The following is a 14,473-nucleotide window of genomic DNA, read 5'->3' as shown; positions in this document are numbered from 1 at the left end:
GACTTGCCGCAGCGGTCGGGCGGGGCGGTGGGCTGTCCACAGGGGTTATCCACAGGGGTGTCGGGGGCGGGGGATCTACCGGTACCGTTCTGTCGGAACTGATGCCGTCCATTGAGGAGCCGCCGCATGCCCCGGGAGATCGACGACGCCTGGATCGAGGAGGCGATCGCGTCATACCGGCGGATCGAGGAGCGGCAGGCCAGCCTCGCCCGCGCCCTGGCCGAGCTGGAGGTGACCGTGCACGATCCGGACGATCTGGTCGAGGTCGTGGTGGGCGGCGACGGCGCGGTGCGCCGGGTGGTGGTGACCGGCTCGCTCGACGGGCTGACCGGCCCGCAGCTGTCGCGCGCCATCCAGCAGGCGATCACCGCGGCGCACGACGCGGCGGCGTGGGCCCGGCGCAAGGTGCACGAGGAGACGTTCGGCGACTTCACCGCACTCGGAGGTGCCCGGTGATGCACGAGTCCGTAAGCATGATCGACGCCCTGGTCGCCGAGTCGGTCGAGCTGCTCCGGGCAGTGGACCGGTCGACGCCCACCCCGTCCCGGCCCGAAGTGCCGGGGCGGATGGCGCAGCTGGCCGAGACGATGGCCGACTGGCAGCACACGACGTGGACCGGAAACCTGGACAGCGCGCGGCGTCTGGGCGACGAATTCGAAGACCTGGCCCGCGGTGTACGCGCCGCCGAGGCTGGCTATCGCATGGTGGACCGGGACCGGGGGGCGGTCGGATGGACGCGTTGACGCGGCTGCACCGCGGCACGACCGGGCTGCTCGCCCGGGTCGACGGTTGCCTGACCCGCTGGGGCGCGCCCGAGGGCCACCCGGTGTGGCCGTTGCTGCGCCGCACGGGCGCGCTGCCCGGCGACGCCGTGGCCGGGCTGGCCGGCTGGTCGGTGCAGCCGTGGCTGGAGCAGCGGGACTCGCTGCGCCTGCAGCTGGCCGAGGCGCAGGTGATCGGCGAGCGGCTCGCCCGGGTGCCGGCTTGGGACGGCCGGGCAGGTGACGCCTTCGCCGCGGCGCGGGACAGGGTGAGCCGGGAGTTCGGGCACTGGGCCGACCGCCTGCACGCCGAAGCCGTGTTCCACCAGGAGCTGGCCGCCACCCTCGGGGAGGGCAAGGCTCGTGTCGCGCGTGCGCTGGGCCGGGTCGCGGGCAGCGCCGAAGCGGTCGTCCTCCTCATCGGGGAGGGCCCGGTGCCCGGCGACACGGCTCCCGGCGGCGTCGCCGTAGGCGTGCCCGGCGCGGACCCGGTCGGTCAGGCCCGCGCCGCGGCGGCGATCGGCGAGGTGCTGCTCCGGGAGGTCGACGCCGCGTTGACCGCACTCGACGGGCTGCTGGCCCGCGGGCCGGAGCTGCCGCAGACGGAGAAGGTGGTGGCGGCGGACCTCACGTCCACCGCCACCACGTTGCGCGTCGAGCTCTAGATACGGCGTCAGCCCAGCAGGTCCTCCGGCCCGCCCGCGCTGCGGCGGCGGGTCAGCAGGAGCAGGAACCGGCCCGCCACGAACAGCAGGGTGCCGGTGCCTGCGATCAGGGCGATGCTCGTGCCCGTACGCGGCAGGGTGCAGCCGGGACCGCTGCAGTCGTCATCGTCGTCGGTGCCGGAAGCCGGCGAGGGGGATGCGCCGCCACCGCCGTTGCCGGGGCCGCCCGTGCTGGGCGAGGCCGACGGCCGCGCCGACGGGCTGGTGCTCGGCGCGGTCCGCGCCGGGGCGGTCGCGGATGCTTTCAGCAGGCCCACGCCCAGGTCGAGCACGGTGGCCGGCTTGCTGTCCGGGCGGCTCAGCGCCAGCACCTGGATGCGGATGCTCGCCGCCTGGGCGGTCGCGCCGCGGTCGCTGACCCGCTTCTCCAGCTCGCCGATGGAGATCTTCACGACGGCGAGCTCGCACAGCCCGGCGAGGTTGCCGCCGCTGCCGCTCAGCAGGCCGCCCAGGTCGGGCAGGCCGCCCAGCTCCGGCAGCGCGGGCAGGCCGGTGCCGCCGCCGCCCGAGCCGCCGAGGCCCTTGACGGTCTGCGTCAGGCTGCCCAGCGGCAGGCCGTCGAGCAGCCCGCCGAGCGGGTTCGCGCCCAGCAGGGGCAGGCCCTCGGCCTTGGCGCGCCGCTGCACGCTGCCGAGGTCCAGCGCGCCGAGCAGCCCGCCGGCCGACGGGGCCGGGACGGCGAACTCGATCTCACGGTGTACGCCGGAGAGGGTCTTGGTGCCGATGCCGGGCCCGGTGATCTTCAGGATCGGCGCGTCGTAGTCGACCACCGTGGTGGCCGCGCGGCCGGTGGCCAGCACGGTCAGCTTCGGCGGCTCCAGCACCTCGACGTCGATCGCGCCACCGAGCAGCTCCAGGTCGGTCAGGCCGATCTCGGCCTGCGCGCCGGAGGCGATGGTGCGGTCGTCCATCTTCACCGTGGCGGTGCGCGCCTCGCCGGAGGCGTTGTGGGTGGCCTTCACCAGTGCGCCCCGTGCGCCGGGCAGGATCGTCGCATCGACCAGGGCAGCGTCGGCCCAGCCCGCAGGGGCTTCGGTCTTGCCGCAGGCCATGCCGTCGGCCCAGCGCGCGTGCGCGGTGAGGTCACCGGAGCCGGCCTTGACCAGGCCGAGGTCCACCGAGAGCGCCCGGTTCGTCACGCCGTTGGCGTTCGTCGGCGGGGCCTGCTGGTAGACCCGCCCGTCCAGGGGACCGGTGGGCAGTTGGAGGCCGAGCAGCTTCGCGTCGGCGTACCGGGCCGCGGCGGAGCTGGTGACCCGGCTGGTCGCGGACATGCCGGCGTTGGCGGAGGCGACCGTCAGGTCGGCCACCGTGGGCAGTTTCAGCCCGAGCGGCCCGAGGTTCAGCACGCCCACCTTCAACAGGTCGGCCCCGGCGCGCGCGGCGTATCCGGCGGGCCGGTCGCACACCCCGGCCGTGGCGGGTGCGGACAGGATCGTCAGTGAGCTGAGCGAGACAAGGGCGACCGTGCTGGCTGCGGCGAGATGGCGGCGCATGCTTCCTCCGGGGCGGACGGGTGCGCGGGGGTGCGCACCTACGTCGTGGCCCAACGAAGGCTTGTGGGCAGGGTTACGGCAAACCCGGAGACCTATCCATAAGAGCTAACGACGAATCAACCGAAAAGGTACGCAACTAGATCTGTTCCTCCAGTCGCCTCCACGCCGATCCCGGCGGTCGCGGATCTCCGCGGATACACGAAACCGGGCTATCGTGTGCCGATGGGCATGCTCTGCGCGGTCACGTTCAACCGGTACGGGAAGCTTTACTACCTCGACCCCGGTGAGTTCCGGCCGCGCGTCGGCGACAAGGTGCTGGTCGCCACCGACGACGGCCCCGAGGTCGCCGACTGCGTGTGGGCCGCCGAGTGGAGCGAGGACGACACGTCCGGCTTCCCGAAGGTCATCGGCATCGCCGGCCCCGAGGACGTGGGCCGCGACGAGCTGATCCGCCAGCGCAAGGCCGAGGCCCGGGTCGCCTCGAACCGGCTCATCCGCGAGCACCAGCTGCCGATGAAGGTCATCGCGGTGGACCACGTGCCCGGCGGCCCCGCCGACGGCGACGACCCCGGCCCGAGCCCGCGCACCACCGTCTACTTCACCGCCCCGCACCGGGTCGACTTCCGCTCGCTCGTCCGCGACCTGGGCGCGACCCTGCGCTGCCGGGTGGAGCTGCGCCAGCTGTCGGCCCGCGACTCGGCGAAGGTGCAGGGCGGCATCGGCTCGTGCGGCCGCGACCTGTGCTGCTCGACGTTCCTCACCGAGTTCGAGCCGGTCAGCATCCGCATGGCCAAGGAGCAGGACCTGCCGCTCAACCCGATGCGTATCTCGGGGGCGTGTGGGCGGCTCATGTGCTGCCTCAAGTACGAACACCCCATGTACCAGGACTTCCACGGCAACGCGCCGGCCATCGGCGAGCAGGTCAGCACGCCGGAGGGCGACGGCCGCGTGGTCGGGCACTCGGTGCCCCGCGACGCGGTGGTGATCCGCCTGGCAGCGGACGGCTCCCGCACCGTGTGCCCGAAGGCGTCGGTGTGCGGGAGCCGCAAGTCGTACGAGGACCGCTACGCCGTCTGAGCCGGTCGGGCAGGTGTTACGGCGTGACGCCCAGGATGATGGCGATGGTGCCGATCGTGGCCATGAGCAGGCACGTGCCGGGGTGCATGCCGATCGAGATCCGGATGTCGTGCTTGCGCCAGACGAGCCAGACCGCCGGGAACAGGAAGATGACCTTCGACAGGACGGTCCACGGCGCCCAGAAGTGGTAGACCGAGAACAGGACCGTGTTGAGCACGGGCGCTCCCCTACGCAGGTGGGCGATGCGGGGCAGCAGGAAGCCGCGGAAGTAGTACTCCTCGATCAGGGGGAGCGTGAAACCGGTCAGCGGCAGGCAGATCAGCATCGTCACGACCAGCTGCGAGTGCGAGTACCCGTCGATGTAGGTGGTGGCGCTGCCGCCTGCGCCCTCGAACGGGATCCAGGTGAAAAAGTTGTCGAAGACGAAGTTGTCCAGCGGGACGAGCGCGAGCGACACCACCGTCATCCACACGATGAGGCCGGCGATCAGGGCGATGATCTTCCCGCGCCCGATGGGCCTGTCCCGGTAGTGCGCCACGCTGCGCAGCGTGTAGCGGCCGGTGCGGACGCGCCCCAGCCACAACAGGCCGAACATGAGCGGTGCCAGCACGATCACCAGCGCGATCGCCCAGGCGAGGAAGACGGGGTAGTCGATCGCCTTGACGAACGGCTCGGCGAGGAACAGGTAGGCCGCGACGATCAGAGCGCCAGGCACCAGGTGCAGCGCGATCGACAGACCGAGCGAGTGGCGGTCGGCGAGCAGGAGGTCGACCAGGCGGTTCGGGCGGCCGGTCGTCATGGCGGCGGGGCGGGTCAGCGTGTTCTCCATGCCGCAAAGACTCGCGCCGCCCGCTGCCACCGGCCTGACACGGCACTGACACGAGTCCTGACAGCCGGCCGGCCCCCGCACCGTCAGCACGAAGGCTTCGGATGCGGGAGCCGTGTATCAGCCGGTCACACGGCCTCCCACCGGAAGCCGTCGAGGTCGACGAAGCCTCCCGCGTCGCCGCCGACGGCGATGCGGTGCGAGCCGGAGCCCTCGGGTGACACGCCGGAGTCCTTGGCGGCGAACTTGCGGCTGTAGAGCGCCATCTTGATCGTCGAGGTGCCGAACTCGACGTACTTGCTGCCGAAGCTCTTGGTCACCGGCAGGCCGCGGTCGGCGTAGAACTGCTTGGTCGCCTTGACGTTGTCGACGCCGAGCAGCAGCACGACATCGTTGACCTGCCGCGTGGCGGGGCCGGAGTTCTTCTTCTCCGCCGACGCGAGCTTCCAGATGGTGCCGAACGGGTCCTGGATGGTGCCGCCGTAGCCCCAGAAGCTCTTGCTCGCCGGCTTGAGCGTCGTCGCTCCTGCGGCCAGGGCAGTGCCGAAGAAGCTGTCCACGTCGCACGGCTGGGGCACGACCAGCGAGATCGCGTAGCCGCGGAATCCGGCCGACGGTTCGTCGGCGGCCCGCACGCGGATGCGTTCGCCCAGCCCGAAGGCTGCGGTGTAGAACGAGTCGGCGGCAGCCGGGTCGGTGACTTCGAGGATGAGGTGGTCGATGGACGTCATGGCGTGCTCCTTCGGGAGGCTGTCGTAGCTCGCTGTGTCTGAGCACAGCTTCGCCTTCCGGGCCGCCCGCCCACATCCGTGGTGACCACGGAAGCCGCCACGGAGCCGTCACACCGAGACGCCCGCAGAGCCATGATCCGCTGGACAGAACTCAGGGGGTGGGGAGGCGCGGATGCTGGACGTGGCTCCCGCCGACCTGGCCATGGTCGGCGTCATACGCAAGGATCGTGAGTACGCGCTCCGCTACGCCGGTCAAGCGCTGGAGATCGCACGGGAGACCGGCTCCGGTCTGCTCTCGCGAAAACTGATGAACGTTCAAGCCGAGATGCTGGGGGCACAGTGACCGGTGGGGAGATCTTCCGTGAGGCGTGGATCGCTGGCGTGCGCAAGCACTTCCCCGGTGAGCCCAAGCCGTCCTACATCGCGCCGTGGGACGACACCCCTGACTGGGAACGTGCCAGCGCCGGTGCCGTCTACGAGCAGGTGGCCCTCCTGATTCGTCAGGGCGGCACCGACAAGCTCTCGCGCGAGCAGAAGGGCCGCTTCGTGGCCCTGTGCTGGATTGCCCAGATCTACCGGCACATCCCCGACCCCAAGCCCGCATACGTCGCCGATTGGGAGCAGCTGCCGGATTGGCAGCGGGAGACGGACTCGGACATCTTCGTCCACATCGCCGCCGCCGTGGGGTGAAGCGGCCATGACCACTACGGCTCCCGCACCGTCTGCCGAAGGCGTCGGTGCGGGAGCCGTGAGGCGTACGAGAACCGCTAAGCCGTGTGGCTCGGGTCTGGCGCGTCGGAGGGCAGCACGGCGGGCGGGGCGGCGTGCTGCTTGGCCGGGCCGAGGGTGATGACCTCATCGACCAGGCGCGGCTTCAGCGCCGTGGCCGGGCGGAACCACGCGCCGGCGGGCTGCGGCACCCACTTCTTCGAGATCTTGTCGACGCCGACCACGTAGATGCTCAGCGTGCCGTCGGGGGCGAAGCGCATCCGCAGGAAGCTCTTGAAGTCCTCGATGCCCTGGCCGGCGTACAGCTCGTTGACGTTCACCTTGAACGAGGCCGCGATCAGCAGGTACAGCGACACCAGTAGCGCCGCCGCGACCCCGGCCGGGGTCAGGTAGATCACCACCGCCAGGGCCGCCTGCACCGCGGGCTTGTAGTTGTCGAACGGCAGCAGCCGCCACAGGGTCAGTCCCACCACGCCCAGCGCGATGTGCGCGCAGCCGTGTAGGGCGCCCAGCACCACCGGGGTTATCTTCGCCGCCGCCTCGGTCAGGCCGACCGAGAAGAAGACGCAGGCGAACATCACCAGCGCGGTCATCATGAAGATCGGCACGGTGAGGATGCGGCCCGCGGCGTTGTTCAGCGACAGCATCAGCATCGTGTGCATGATGCCGAGCATCGTGGCGAAGCCCGGGTTGCGCCACGGCAGCCGGGCGAAGACGCCGCCGCCCAGCCAGCGCGAGCGCAGCTTCGTCGGGTACGTCTTCTGCAGCTTGTACGGCATACCGGTGCTCTGCCGGCGCATCTGCGAGTGCTTGGGCGGCACGGTGATGGCCTCGGGCAGGTGGTTGGTCGCCGCCATGTAGGCCCCGCCGCCGCCGCAGGTGATGAGCTGCTGGCCGCTGTCGGTCTGCGCGTACCGCGCGTAGTGGTGCAGGTCGCCGCTGACCATCAGGGCCACGCTCGCGCCGGTCGGGTCGATCACCGTACGCAGGAAGTAGTCGATGGTGTCGTAGTAGAGCGGGTGCTCCTCGGACTGCACCCAGGCCGGCTGCGGGGTGACCAGGATGATCCGGTCGCCCTCCTCGATGTTGGCGGCCACGCCCTTGAAGTACTCCAGCTGCGGGTCGTCCATGTAGGCCGCGCCCTGGGCGTCCAGCGCCAGCAGCCACCAGCGGTGCGGCAGCTGCAGCGCGAAGTACGACCGCGTCTGCTTGGTGCGCCAGCCGCCGATGCGCGAACCGTCGCGCCGCGCGAACAGGCGCAGGAACGCGGTCAGGCCGTCGTACCAGTCGTGGTTGCCGGGCAGCGCGTACAGCGTCGGCCCGTTCTCGGCCGGGACTTGCGGCATCGCCGCGCGGAAGGGGCCTTCGAACCGGTCCTCGTACGCCTTGCCGCTGGCCGTCGGGTACACCGAGTCGCCGCCGAGCACCAGCACCCGGCCGCGCGGCAGCCGCTCGCCGGTCGCCTCGATCTCCTCCTGCGCCAGCAGGTAGGCCATCGAATAGGTGGCGTTGAACCCGTCACCGAGGTCGGCGATGTAGTCCAGCCACAGCTCCTCGTCGTTGACGTGCTCGTCGTGGACCTTGGTGGGGAAGGCGTTCTGCAGCTCGCGCTTGTCCAGATAGGCGCCGAACTGTGCGGCGAACGCGACGCGTACGCCCGTGGCGGCGAGCTGCAGCGGGCTCAGCCAGGCCACCGGAGGTTGGGGGGTGAATCCGAGCTGCGCGGGCTCGAGTTTGCTCGGACGGTGCGTCCGGCCCGACACCGGCGTCGGGTCTGAGGGACTGCGCGGAGGGATCACGGTCACAGCAGCGCAGCCTAGTCCGCAGTGGAACAGGTCGCACCGGCCCGATCGGGCAATCCGCACCGGCTGCCGCCAACCGGACACCTGCCGTGGTCCTCATGTGGGCGACCAGCGAAAGTTAGGTTAACCTAACTCTATGATGATCGTTGAGGGGAACGCCCCCACCACGCGCGCCGCCCGCTACCTCAAGCAGGTGCTGACCCACTTCAGCCACAAGATCGAGGTGGAGCTGGCCGAGGAGCACGGCAGCGCCCGGTTCGAGGCCGGCCGGGCCGAGCTGACCGCCACCGCCGATGCCCTCGTGGTCCGGATCGAGGCCGAGGACGCCGAGCGGGCCGCCACCGTCCAGCGCGTGATCGTCAGCCACGCCGAGCGGTTCGGCGAGAAGGACGGGCTCAAGTTCGGGCAGTTCACGCCCGTCGCCGCGTGAAAATGTGACCCACCGCCTACCCGTTGGCCGGGGGGCTGTCTGATCGCGTATAGTGATGCGACGTTGCCGCCTTAGCTCAGTCGGTAGAGCGTGTTACTCGTAATAACAAGGTCAACGGTTCGATTCCGTTAGGCGGCTCTGCAACGAAACCGCCCCCCACCTGTGTGGGGGGCGGTTTTTTCATGTCTGGGGCCGGACCGTCAGTCGCGGCGGGCCGGGACGAGGAGCAGCTTGCGCGGCTCCGCCGGATGCGGCGCCTGCCGCCAGTCCGCCGCGTGCTCCGTGCGGGGCAGCCAGTCGGCGAACGGCAGGTAGGAGTAGCGCCAGAGCACTCGGCACGCCCACCACAGGCCGTACCCCGGAACGAGCAGGAACAGCACATCCCTGCCGCGATAGCCGACCTGTGGGGCCACCCAGCCCAGTGGCACAGCGAGCAGCGATATCGCCAGCCACCGCGTCACGTGGGGCGCGTTGGTCGCGGGTAGCAGGCCGAGTGCCACCTCTGCGACCAGCCCCGCCCCCAGCAGTGCCGGCACGACCAGGGTTAGGGCCCGCATCATCCGCGTCCACCCGGCGCGCGGTGTGCCGGTGGCGACCCGGTCGGCCGCGGCGGGCGGCGGTGCGGAGTCCGACGGCGCGGCATGATCCGCCCAGCGCTCCCCGGTCCAGTAGCGGACGTGGTCATCGGCGCTGGGATACCAGCCGGCGGGCGGCGCGAGCGACACTGACTCTCCAGGTCATCGGGGCCGCAGCGTATCAACGGGCGGCTCAGCGCGTACAGGAAGCCGGCCTGGGCGGTGCAGGGGTTCGTCCGGCCCGCCTGCTGGGTCCTTCCTGGGGCTGTCACGTGCGAGGATCTGCGGCGTGGATCTGCCGACCTTCAGCGTTCGGGCATCTGGCGACGGCCCTTATGGGTGTCCGTGCTGTGGCTACCTGACCCTGGAGTGGCGCGGCTACCACCAGATCTGCCACGTGTGTTTCTGGCAGGACGACGGACAGGACGACCACGACGCCGACGAGGAGTACGGCGGCGCGAACGGCAGGCTGAGCCTCACCGAGGCACGGCGGAACTTCGCGAGGTGGGGAGCCTGCGAGGCGAGTGCCGTCGGCCGTGTGCGAGCGCCCAGGGATGACGAGCACCCGCTGTCTCGTCGGTGAAGTTCTCCTTCGCCGCCGGGCACGACGAGGGGCCAGGGTGACCCGGGCCCCTCGCTGATCGGCTATGCCCGAACGCGTCGGGCGATCACGACTCCGGCCGCGCCGCAGGCGATCAGGGACATGCCCACGATCAGCAGTGCCATGGTGTTCGGGCCGGTGACGGGCAGCGCGGGTCCGCCTGTCGTCGTGGGCGTGGGCGTCGAGGACGGCGTCGGCGTCGCCTTGGGCGTCGGCGTCGCCGACGGCGATGGGCTGGCGGCCGCCTGGTCCTTGTCGTGGGCGGCGCGCCAGCCGCTGCACAGGAAGACGCGCAGGTCCTCGAACGTGCCGTCCAGCGCGGCCGTCGCGGCCTTCACCACCTCGGGGCCGCCGGTGCGCTTGGCCTCGGTGGCGAGGTCGCGGTAGTCCTGCGTACGTGCCGTGTGCTGGCCCTCGTTGAGGAAGGCGAGCGCGTTGTCGGTGGTGGCGGCGTCGAGCACCTTGCCCGCGGCCTCCTTGACGTGGGCACCGCCGACGTGCATGACCTGGTTCACCAGGACCCGCATGTCGGTGTCCCACACGATCCGGGCCCGGGACTTGAGGAATTCGCGGGTGTCCTTCTCCGCTCCCTCATACTTGCCGTCCAGCGCCTCCTGCGCCCGCTGGGGGACCTGGATGTAGATGCCCTTGGTCTGGGCGAGGATCTGGTTCACCCGGACCCGCACATCGGTGTCGGTCATGGCGTCGACGTCGACGTCGAGCAGCGGCCGCAGGTCCGGGTACGTCACCGGCTGGCCGAGCCGGCAGGCCTGGTCAAGGCCGATCTGTGCGGGCTCGCTGGCGGTTGCCGGGACCGCCGGTGCCAGCCAGGCCAGGGCTATGGCGATTGCGGCCAGTGTCTTCCATCGCATTTCTTGCCTCCCCGTGATCAACCAAAGGGAGTCAAGGTAATGCAGTCGGTCCTCATTGGGCAATCGGGTTGGCGGTCGATGATCACAACCTCGTGGTCATCGGCTGGGCGACGGCGAAACGGGCGCCGGGATCCCGTACAGCGCCTGCATGATCGCCATGGCCATCGCGTTGGCGGGCTGCTTGCCGTCCGGGGCCGCGAACAGTGAGGTCAGCACGATGACGGTGTCCTTGCGTACGGGGTCGTGCGCCATGAACGAGTTGTAGCCCGGGATCTGGCCGTCGTGGCCGTACAGCGGTCCGAACCGGACGATCGCCAGCCCGTAGCCGACCTCGAACGGGGCCGGGGTCTGGATGGGCTGGATGCTGTCCAGCCGTGTCTGCTGCATCTTCGGGTCGAGCAGCCCGCCGCCGACCAGCGCGGTGGCGTACTTCGTCAGGTCGGCGGCCGTGGAGATCGCGCCGCCCGCCGCCCAGGCCCACGACGGGTTGCTGACGGTGACGTCCCTGGGCAGCAGGGTGCCCGCGGCGGCGGCCGACTGCTCGGCGGCGGGCAGTGCGGCGTCGTTGAGCGTGCTCACGTTGGTGCCGAACATGTAGCCCTGTGGGTGGGGAGCGGGGATGCCGGAGTCCGTGGCCGGAGGCAGGAGCGTCTCGCCGAGCCCGAGCGGGCCGAAGATCCGCTGCTGGAACGCCTCCTGCAGGGTCTGCGCCGTGAGCTGCTCGGCGATGAGGCCGGCCAGGATCAGGTTGGTGTTCGAGTAGTGGAAGCCGGCCCCCGGGGCGAAGTACGGCGGCTTGGCGAACGCGATGGCCAGCAGCTCGTCGGGCTTCCACACCCGGGTGGGGTCGTTGTCGAGCTGGGCGTTGAACTGCTCGTCCTCGGAGTAGTTGTAGAGCCCGCTGCGCATGTCCAGCAACTGGGTGATCGTGATGTTGTCGCCGTCGGGCACGTCGGGGCGGTACTTCGACACCGGGTCGGCCAGGCCGAGCTTGCCTTCCTGTGCCAGTTGCAGCAGCACCGTGCCGGTCATGGTCTTGGTGTTGGAGCCGATCCGGAAGCGGTCGCCGACGGTCACCGGCCCGCCGCCCTCGACCGTGCGGGTGCCGTACGCCTTGGTCCAGTCGCCCTTCTCCGGCGACGTGATCATAACGACCGCGCCGGGGACGCTCATGTTCTTCATGATGGTCTGGAGCGTGGTGTCGAGCGCGGCGGTGTAGGCCGGGGCCGCCGGCGCGGGCGTCTGCCAGGTCTCTGGTTGACCGAACGTGTTGGCGCAGGCCCCGGTGGCGGCGACCAGTGACAGCCCTAGCCCGATCACGCCGAACCGTCGCATATCGTTCGCACCCCCGTGCCTGTCGCCATACGGCTTGTCAGGGCCGAAAGCCCCGTTTCCTCTCATCGAGTACAGCAGATGACAGATCGGCAGGTGAGGTTTCCTCGGGATGTGCTCACTGGGGCGGGACGAAGTCCCAGAATGCCCCGCGGCGGTGGTACGTGTGGTCGCAGCGGGTGCAGGTAGCGGTCTCCGGCGTCCAGTTCAGGCGGGTCACGCACACCGGGCAGACCATGCGCCGGGCCAGGCCCGCCAGCTCGGCGGGCAGGTCCACGGTGTGCCCGCCCGGCCGGTCGTACGCCGGCTGTGCCGGGTCGTGGCGGCGGGCGACGACGAACTGGCTCGGGCCCCACCAGCCCTTGCCCCAGGTCTGCGCGAACACCTCCATGCCGTGCACGAGCGGGCGGGCCAGCCGGTTGGCGCGCGGGGCGACCTTCTCCCACTGCCGGAAGTTGTTGACGCTCGCGCCCAGCGAGGTACGCCAGCCGAGGTCGCCGAGCCGCTCGCGGACCGCGCCCAGCTGGAAGTTCCAGAACTGCTCCTCGACGCCCATGGCCACCGGGTGCGGGCTGCGCACCTCGCGCAGCTGCCCGCAGCGCAGGCCCCGGGCCAGGCCCAGCACGTGATGCTTGATCGGCACGTCGACCAGCCAGCGGCCGCCGACGGTGCGGCTCATCTCGGTCAGGCCACGGTTCAGCTCGGACAGGTGGTGCAGGACCCGGACCACCATGCCCGCGTCGAACGCGAAGTCCCGGAACGGGATGCGGTAGAGGTCGGCGCGGACCAGGTGCAGCTTGCCGGCGGCGACCTCGGCGGCGTGGCGCTCGCCGGCGTTGCGCAGGTTGGTCGCCGAATAGTCCATGATCACCGCGTGTTCGGCGCGGGCCAGGTAGTGCCCCGCGTTGCGGCCGAACGCCCCGCCGAAGTCGGCGAACCAGGTGGCCCGGCCCAGCTTCGGGACCAGTCGCCGGAGCACCCGCTGCTCGGCCCATAGCTCGTAGTCGCGGCCCGACCAGTATTCGCGGTAGTCGTAGCCGTTTGCGTCGTAGTCGATGACGTCGATGGCTGTGGTCTGCATGGCGACTGCTCCGTTCCGCCCGGCGAATTGCCCCAATCAGAGGCTAAGCCACCACTTGGAACAAAAATGCCTGAATAGGCAGAAACCTTCCGCCGCCCGGATCGTTCACGCCGCAGTCGGGGCGTCGGCGGGGCGCAGAGCGGCGAGTTCGGCGGCGCGGGCGGCCTCTTCGGCCTGCTTGCGGGCCAGACCTTCGCGGCCGTCGTACTTGAGGAAGGCGGGCAGAGCCGCGGCGAGCGCGCCGGTGCCGGCGACGCAGAGCACGCCGCCCCAGACGACCGCGCCGCTGTAACCCCACCAGCGGGCGCTCAGCCCGGCCCGGGTCTGGCCCAGCATCGGGCCGGTCAGGTAGGACAGCATCTCGATGCCGGCCAGCCGGCCGCGCAGATGGTCGGGGATGGTCTGGTTCCAGATCACGCCCCGGAACAGGCCGGAGATCATGTCCGATGCTCCCGCGACGACCAGCCCGAGCAGCGCCAGCCAGAGCGACCCGGCCAGGCCGAACAGCACGATGCCCAGGCCCCACGCGCCCGCGGCCAGCAGCACCGCCAGGCCGTGCCGGTGCACCCGGACGGTCCAGCCCGAGGTGACCGTGACCAGCAGGGAGCCGGTGGCCAGCGCGGCGTAGAAGAGGCCGAGCACCGAAGCCCCGCCGTACTTGTCGGCCACCCATGGGTAGAGGGCCACCGGGAACGCGAAGAACATCGCGTTGATGTCGACCAGGTAGGTGCCGATCAGCTCGGGGCGGCTGCGGGCGTACCGGATGCCCTCGACCACCGAGCGCAGCGACGGCCGCTCGGCCGCCTCCGGTGGGGCGACAGCGCGCACCAGCCCGAAGCAGACCAGCGCGACGGCGTAGGTGGCCAGGTCGAACCCGAACACCCAGGCCACGTCCAGATTGGCGATCATGAGACCGGCCAGCGTCGGGCCGGCGATCTGGGCGATCTGCCAGCGCAGCGAGTTGAGCGCGCCGACCGCGGCCATCTGCTCGGCGGGCGCGAGCCGCGGCATCATCGCGTCCATCGCCGGGCGGTGCACGCCGTCGACCGCGGCGGACAGCCCGGCGATGACGAACAGCACCCACACCTGGGGGCTGCCCACCAGGGCGTTGAGCAGGAGCAGGCCGGTCAGGGCGGCCAGCCCCGCCTCGGCCCAGAAGACGAGCTTGCGCCGGTCCAGGTAGTCGGCCAGCGCGCCGCCCACGAACGCCATGAACAGCAGCGGGACCAGCTCGACCACGCCCAGCAGGCCGACCACCAGCGGGTCGCCGGTCATCTGCTTGAGCTGGAACGGGATGGTCACATAAGTGATCATCGAGCCGAAGCTGCTGACCCCGGCCGCGGTGTACACCAGCCGGAAGTCGCGCAGGCGCAGCGGGGACACGTCCAGCGCGAAGCGCCTCTTGCTCGTCACGTGCGCCGATACTGCCTGGTGA

The 14,473-nt window shown here is 70.8% G+C and carries 17 protein-coding genes and 1 tRNA gene; 9 read left to right on the top strand and 9 right to left on the bottom strand.

The features are described 5' to 3' along the window. Positions 1 to 126: 126 nt before the first annotated feature. From F6W97_RS05040 to F6W97_RS05030, 3 genes are read left to right on the top strand one after another with little or no spacing between them, the layout of a single operon-like run. Positions 127 to 456 carry a YbaB/EbfC family nucleoid-associated protein gene (locus F6W97_RS05040; protein WP_144123072.1) on the top strand — a complete coding sequence of 110 codons (330 nt, stop codon included), beginning with the start codon at positions 127 to 129 and terminating at the stop codon, positions 454 to 456. Continuing rightward, complete coding sequence (locus F6W97_RS05035) at positions 456 to 743, top strand: hypothetical protein (protein ID WP_155368964.1); 288 nt, start codon at positions 456 to 458, stop codon at positions 741 to 743. The genes F6W97_RS05040 and F6W97_RS05035 overlap by 1 nt, the downstream gene beginning before the upstream one ends. Next, the gene (locus F6W97_RS05030; RefSeq protein ID WP_155368963.1) at positions 731 to 1,426 is read left to right on the top strand and encodes a hypothetical protein; all 696 of its coding nucleotides are present in this window, start codon (positions 731 to 733) and stop codon (positions 1,424 to 1,426) included. The genes F6W97_RS05035 and F6W97_RS05030 overlap by 13 nt, the downstream gene beginning before the upstream one ends. 8 nt (positions 1,427 to 1,434) lie before the next feature. Here the strand turns inward: F6W97_RS05030 and F6W97_RS05025 are convergent, their stop codons facing one another. Next, positions 1,435 to 2,982: a hypothetical protein gene (locus F6W97_RS05025; protein WP_155368962.1), complete on the bottom strand. Its 1,548-nt coding sequence runs from the start codon at positions 2,980 to 2,982 to the stop codon at positions 1,435 to 1,437. A gap of 222 nt (positions 2,983 to 3,204) precedes the next feature. On the opposite strand from F6W97_RS05025, the gene F6W97_RS05020 reads away from it, so the two are divergent. Then, positions 3,205 to 4,059, top strand: a complete 855-nt coding sequence (locus tag F6W97_RS05020; protein WP_155368961.1) for a PSP1 domain-containing protein — start codon at positions 3,205 to 3,207, stop codon at positions 4,057 to 4,059. A 16-nt stretch (positions 4,060 to 4,075) separates the two neighbouring features. Here the strand turns inward: F6W97_RS05020 and F6W97_RS05015 are convergent, their stop codons facing one another. Together F6W97_RS05015 and F6W97_RS05010 are read right to left on the bottom strand one after the other, a co-directional pair. Further along, positions 4,076 to 4,888, bottom strand: a complete 813-nt coding sequence (locus F6W97_RS05015) for a CPBP family intramembrane glutamic endopeptidase (RefSeq protein WP_155368960.1) — start codon at positions 4,886 to 4,888, stop codon at positions 4,076 to 4,078. 125 nt (positions 4,889 to 5,013) lie between these two features. Beyond that, a complete protein-coding gene (locus F6W97_RS05010; protein WP_155368959.1) occupies positions 5,014 to 5,616 on the bottom strand; it encodes a VOC family protein in 603 nt (200 codons plus the stop codon). A 172-nt stretch (positions 5,617 to 5,788) separates the two neighbouring features. Here F6W97_RS05010 and F6W97_RS05005 point away from each other — a divergent pair, with 172 nt between their 5' ends. Then, entirely contained in the window at positions 5,789 to 5,959 is a 171-nt protein-coding gene (locus F6W97_RS05005; protein ID WP_155368958.1) for a hypothetical protein, read from the top strand. A gap of 38 nt (positions 5,960 to 5,997) precedes the next feature. After that, entirely contained in the window at positions 5,998 to 6,306 is a 309-nt protein-coding gene (locus tag F6W97_RS05000; protein WP_230686427.1) for a hypothetical protein, read from the top strand. Positions 6,307 to 6,383: 77 nt separating this feature from the next. Here the strand turns inward: F6W97_RS05000 and F6W97_RS04995 are convergent, their stop codons facing one another. After that, complete coding sequence (locus tag F6W97_RS04995; RefSeq protein ID WP_155368956.1) at positions 6,384 to 8,150, bottom strand: metallophosphoesterase; 1,767 nt, start codon at positions 8,148 to 8,150, stop codon at positions 6,384 to 6,386. 133 nt (positions 8,151 to 8,283) lie between these two features. Between F6W97_RS04995 and F6W97_RS04990 the strand changes: the two genes are divergently transcribed. After that, positions 8,284 to 8,577 (top strand): DUF2218 domain-containing protein, encoded by a 294-nt coding sequence (locus F6W97_RS04990; protein WP_155368955.1) that lies wholly within the window; start codon positions 8,284 to 8,286, stop codon positions 8,575 to 8,577. A 65-nt stretch (positions 8,578 to 8,642) separates the two neighbouring features. After that, a tRNA-Thr gene (locus tag F6W97_RS04985) sits at positions 8,643 to 8,715 on the top strand. Between the two features lie 62 nt (positions 8,716 to 8,777). On the opposite strand, the gene F6W97_RS04980 is transcribed toward F6W97_RS04985, so the two are convergent. Then, positions 8,778 to 9,302 carry a DUF2510 domain-containing protein gene (locus F6W97_RS04980; protein WP_155368954.1) on the bottom strand — a complete coding sequence of 175 codons (525 nt, stop codon included), beginning with the start codon at positions 9,300 to 9,302 and terminating at the stop codon, positions 8,778 to 8,780. Positions 9,303 to 9,441: 139 nt separating this feature from the next. Here F6W97_RS04980 and F6W97_RS04975 point away from each other — a divergent pair, with 139 nt between their 5' ends. Continuing rightward, a complete protein-coding gene (locus tag F6W97_RS04975) occupies positions 9,442 to 9,735 on the top strand; it encodes a CPCC family cysteine-rich protein (protein WP_230686426.1) in 294 nt (97 codons plus the stop codon). A 62-nt stretch (positions 9,736 to 9,797) separates the two neighbouring features. Here F6W97_RS04975 and F6W97_RS41185 read toward each other — a convergent pair whose 3' ends face one another. The 4 genes from F6W97_RS41185 to F6W97_RS04955 form a co-directional block, all read right to left on the bottom strand. After that, the gene (locus F6W97_RS41185) at positions 9,798 to 10,625 is read right to left on the bottom strand and encodes an ALF repeat-containing protein (RefSeq protein WP_155368953.1); all 828 of its coding nucleotides are present in this window, start codon (positions 10,623 to 10,625) and stop codon (positions 9,798 to 9,800) included. Positions 10,626 to 10,721: 96 nt separating this feature from the next. Beyond that, positions 10,722 to 11,960 (bottom strand): serine hydrolase domain-containing protein, encoded by a 1,239-nt coding sequence (locus tag F6W97_RS04965; protein ID WP_155368952.1) that lies wholly within the window; start codon positions 11,958 to 11,960, stop codon positions 10,722 to 10,724. A gap of 115 nt (positions 11,961 to 12,075) precedes the next feature. Further along, positions 12,076 to 13,038 (bottom strand): class I SAM-dependent methyltransferase, encoded by a 963-nt coding sequence (locus tag F6W97_RS04960; RefSeq protein WP_155368951.1) that lies wholly within the window; start codon positions 13,036 to 13,038, stop codon positions 12,076 to 12,078. A 105-nt stretch (positions 13,039 to 13,143) separates the two neighbouring features. After that, on the bottom strand, positions 13,144 to 14,451 hold the full coding sequence (locus tag F6W97_RS04955; protein ID WP_230686425.1) for an MFS transporter: 1,308 nt from the start codon (positions 14,449 to 14,451) through the stop codon (positions 13,144 to 13,146). Positions 14,452 to 14,473 lie beyond the last annotated feature (22 nt).

This window comes from Catellatospora vulcania (assembly GCF_009720385.1).
GTDB lineage: Bacteria > Actinomycetota > Actinomycetes > Mycobacteriales > Micromonosporaceae > Catellatospora > Catellatospora vulcania.
Note: the sequence above shows the minus strand (reverse complement) of the source record. Positions and strands in the feature narration are given on the sequence as shown.

Excerpts from the sequence above, each read along its gene's own strand:
- F6W97_RS05040 (WP_144123072.1), top strand. The coding sequence starts at position 127 with ATGCCCCGGGAGATCGACGACGCCTGGATCGAGGAGGCGATCGCGTCA.
- F6W97_RS05035 (WP_155368964.1), top strand. The coding sequence starts at position 456 with ATGCACGAGTCCGTAAGCATGATCGACGCCCTGGTCGCCGAGTCGGTC.
- F6W97_RS05030 (WP_155368963.1), top strand. The coding sequence starts at position 731 with ATGGACGCGTTGACGCGGCTGCACCGCGGCACGACCGGGCTGCTCGCC.
- F6W97_RS05025 (WP_155368962.1), bottom strand. The coding sequence starts at position 2,982 with ATGCGCCGCCATCTCGCCGCAGCCAGCACGGTCGCCCTTGTCTCGCTC.
- F6W97_RS05020 (WP_155368961.1), top strand. The coding sequence starts at position 3,205 with ATGGGCATGCTCTGCGCGGTCACGTTCAACCGGTACGGGAAGCTTTAC.
- F6W97_RS05015 (WP_155368960.1), bottom strand. The coding sequence starts at position 4,888 with ATGGAGAACACGCTGACCCGCCCCGCCGCCATGACGACCGGCCGCCCG.
- F6W97_RS05010 (WP_155368959.1), bottom strand. The coding sequence starts at position 5,616 with ATGACGTCCATCGACCACCTCATCCTCGAAGTCACCGACCCGGCTGCC.
- F6W97_RS05005 (WP_155368958.1), top strand. The coding sequence starts at position 5,789 with ATGCTGGACGTGGCTCCCGCCGACCTGGCCATGGTCGGCGTCATACGC.
- F6W97_RS04990 (WP_155368955.1), top strand. The coding sequence starts at position 8,284 with ATGATGATCGTTGAGGGGAACGCCCCCACCACGCGCGCCGCCCGCTAC.
- F6W97_RS41185 (WP_155368953.1), bottom strand. The coding sequence starts at position 10,625 with ATGCGATGGAAGACACTGGCCGCAATCGCCATAGCCCTGGCCTGGCTG.
- F6W97_RS04965 (WP_155368952.1), bottom strand. The coding sequence starts at position 11,960 with ATGCGACGGTTCGGCGTGATCGGGCTAGGGCTGTCACTGGTCGCCGCC.
- F6W97_RS04960 (WP_155368951.1), bottom strand. The coding sequence starts at position 13,038 with ATGCAGACCACAGCCATCGACGTCATCGACTACGACGCAAACGGCTAC.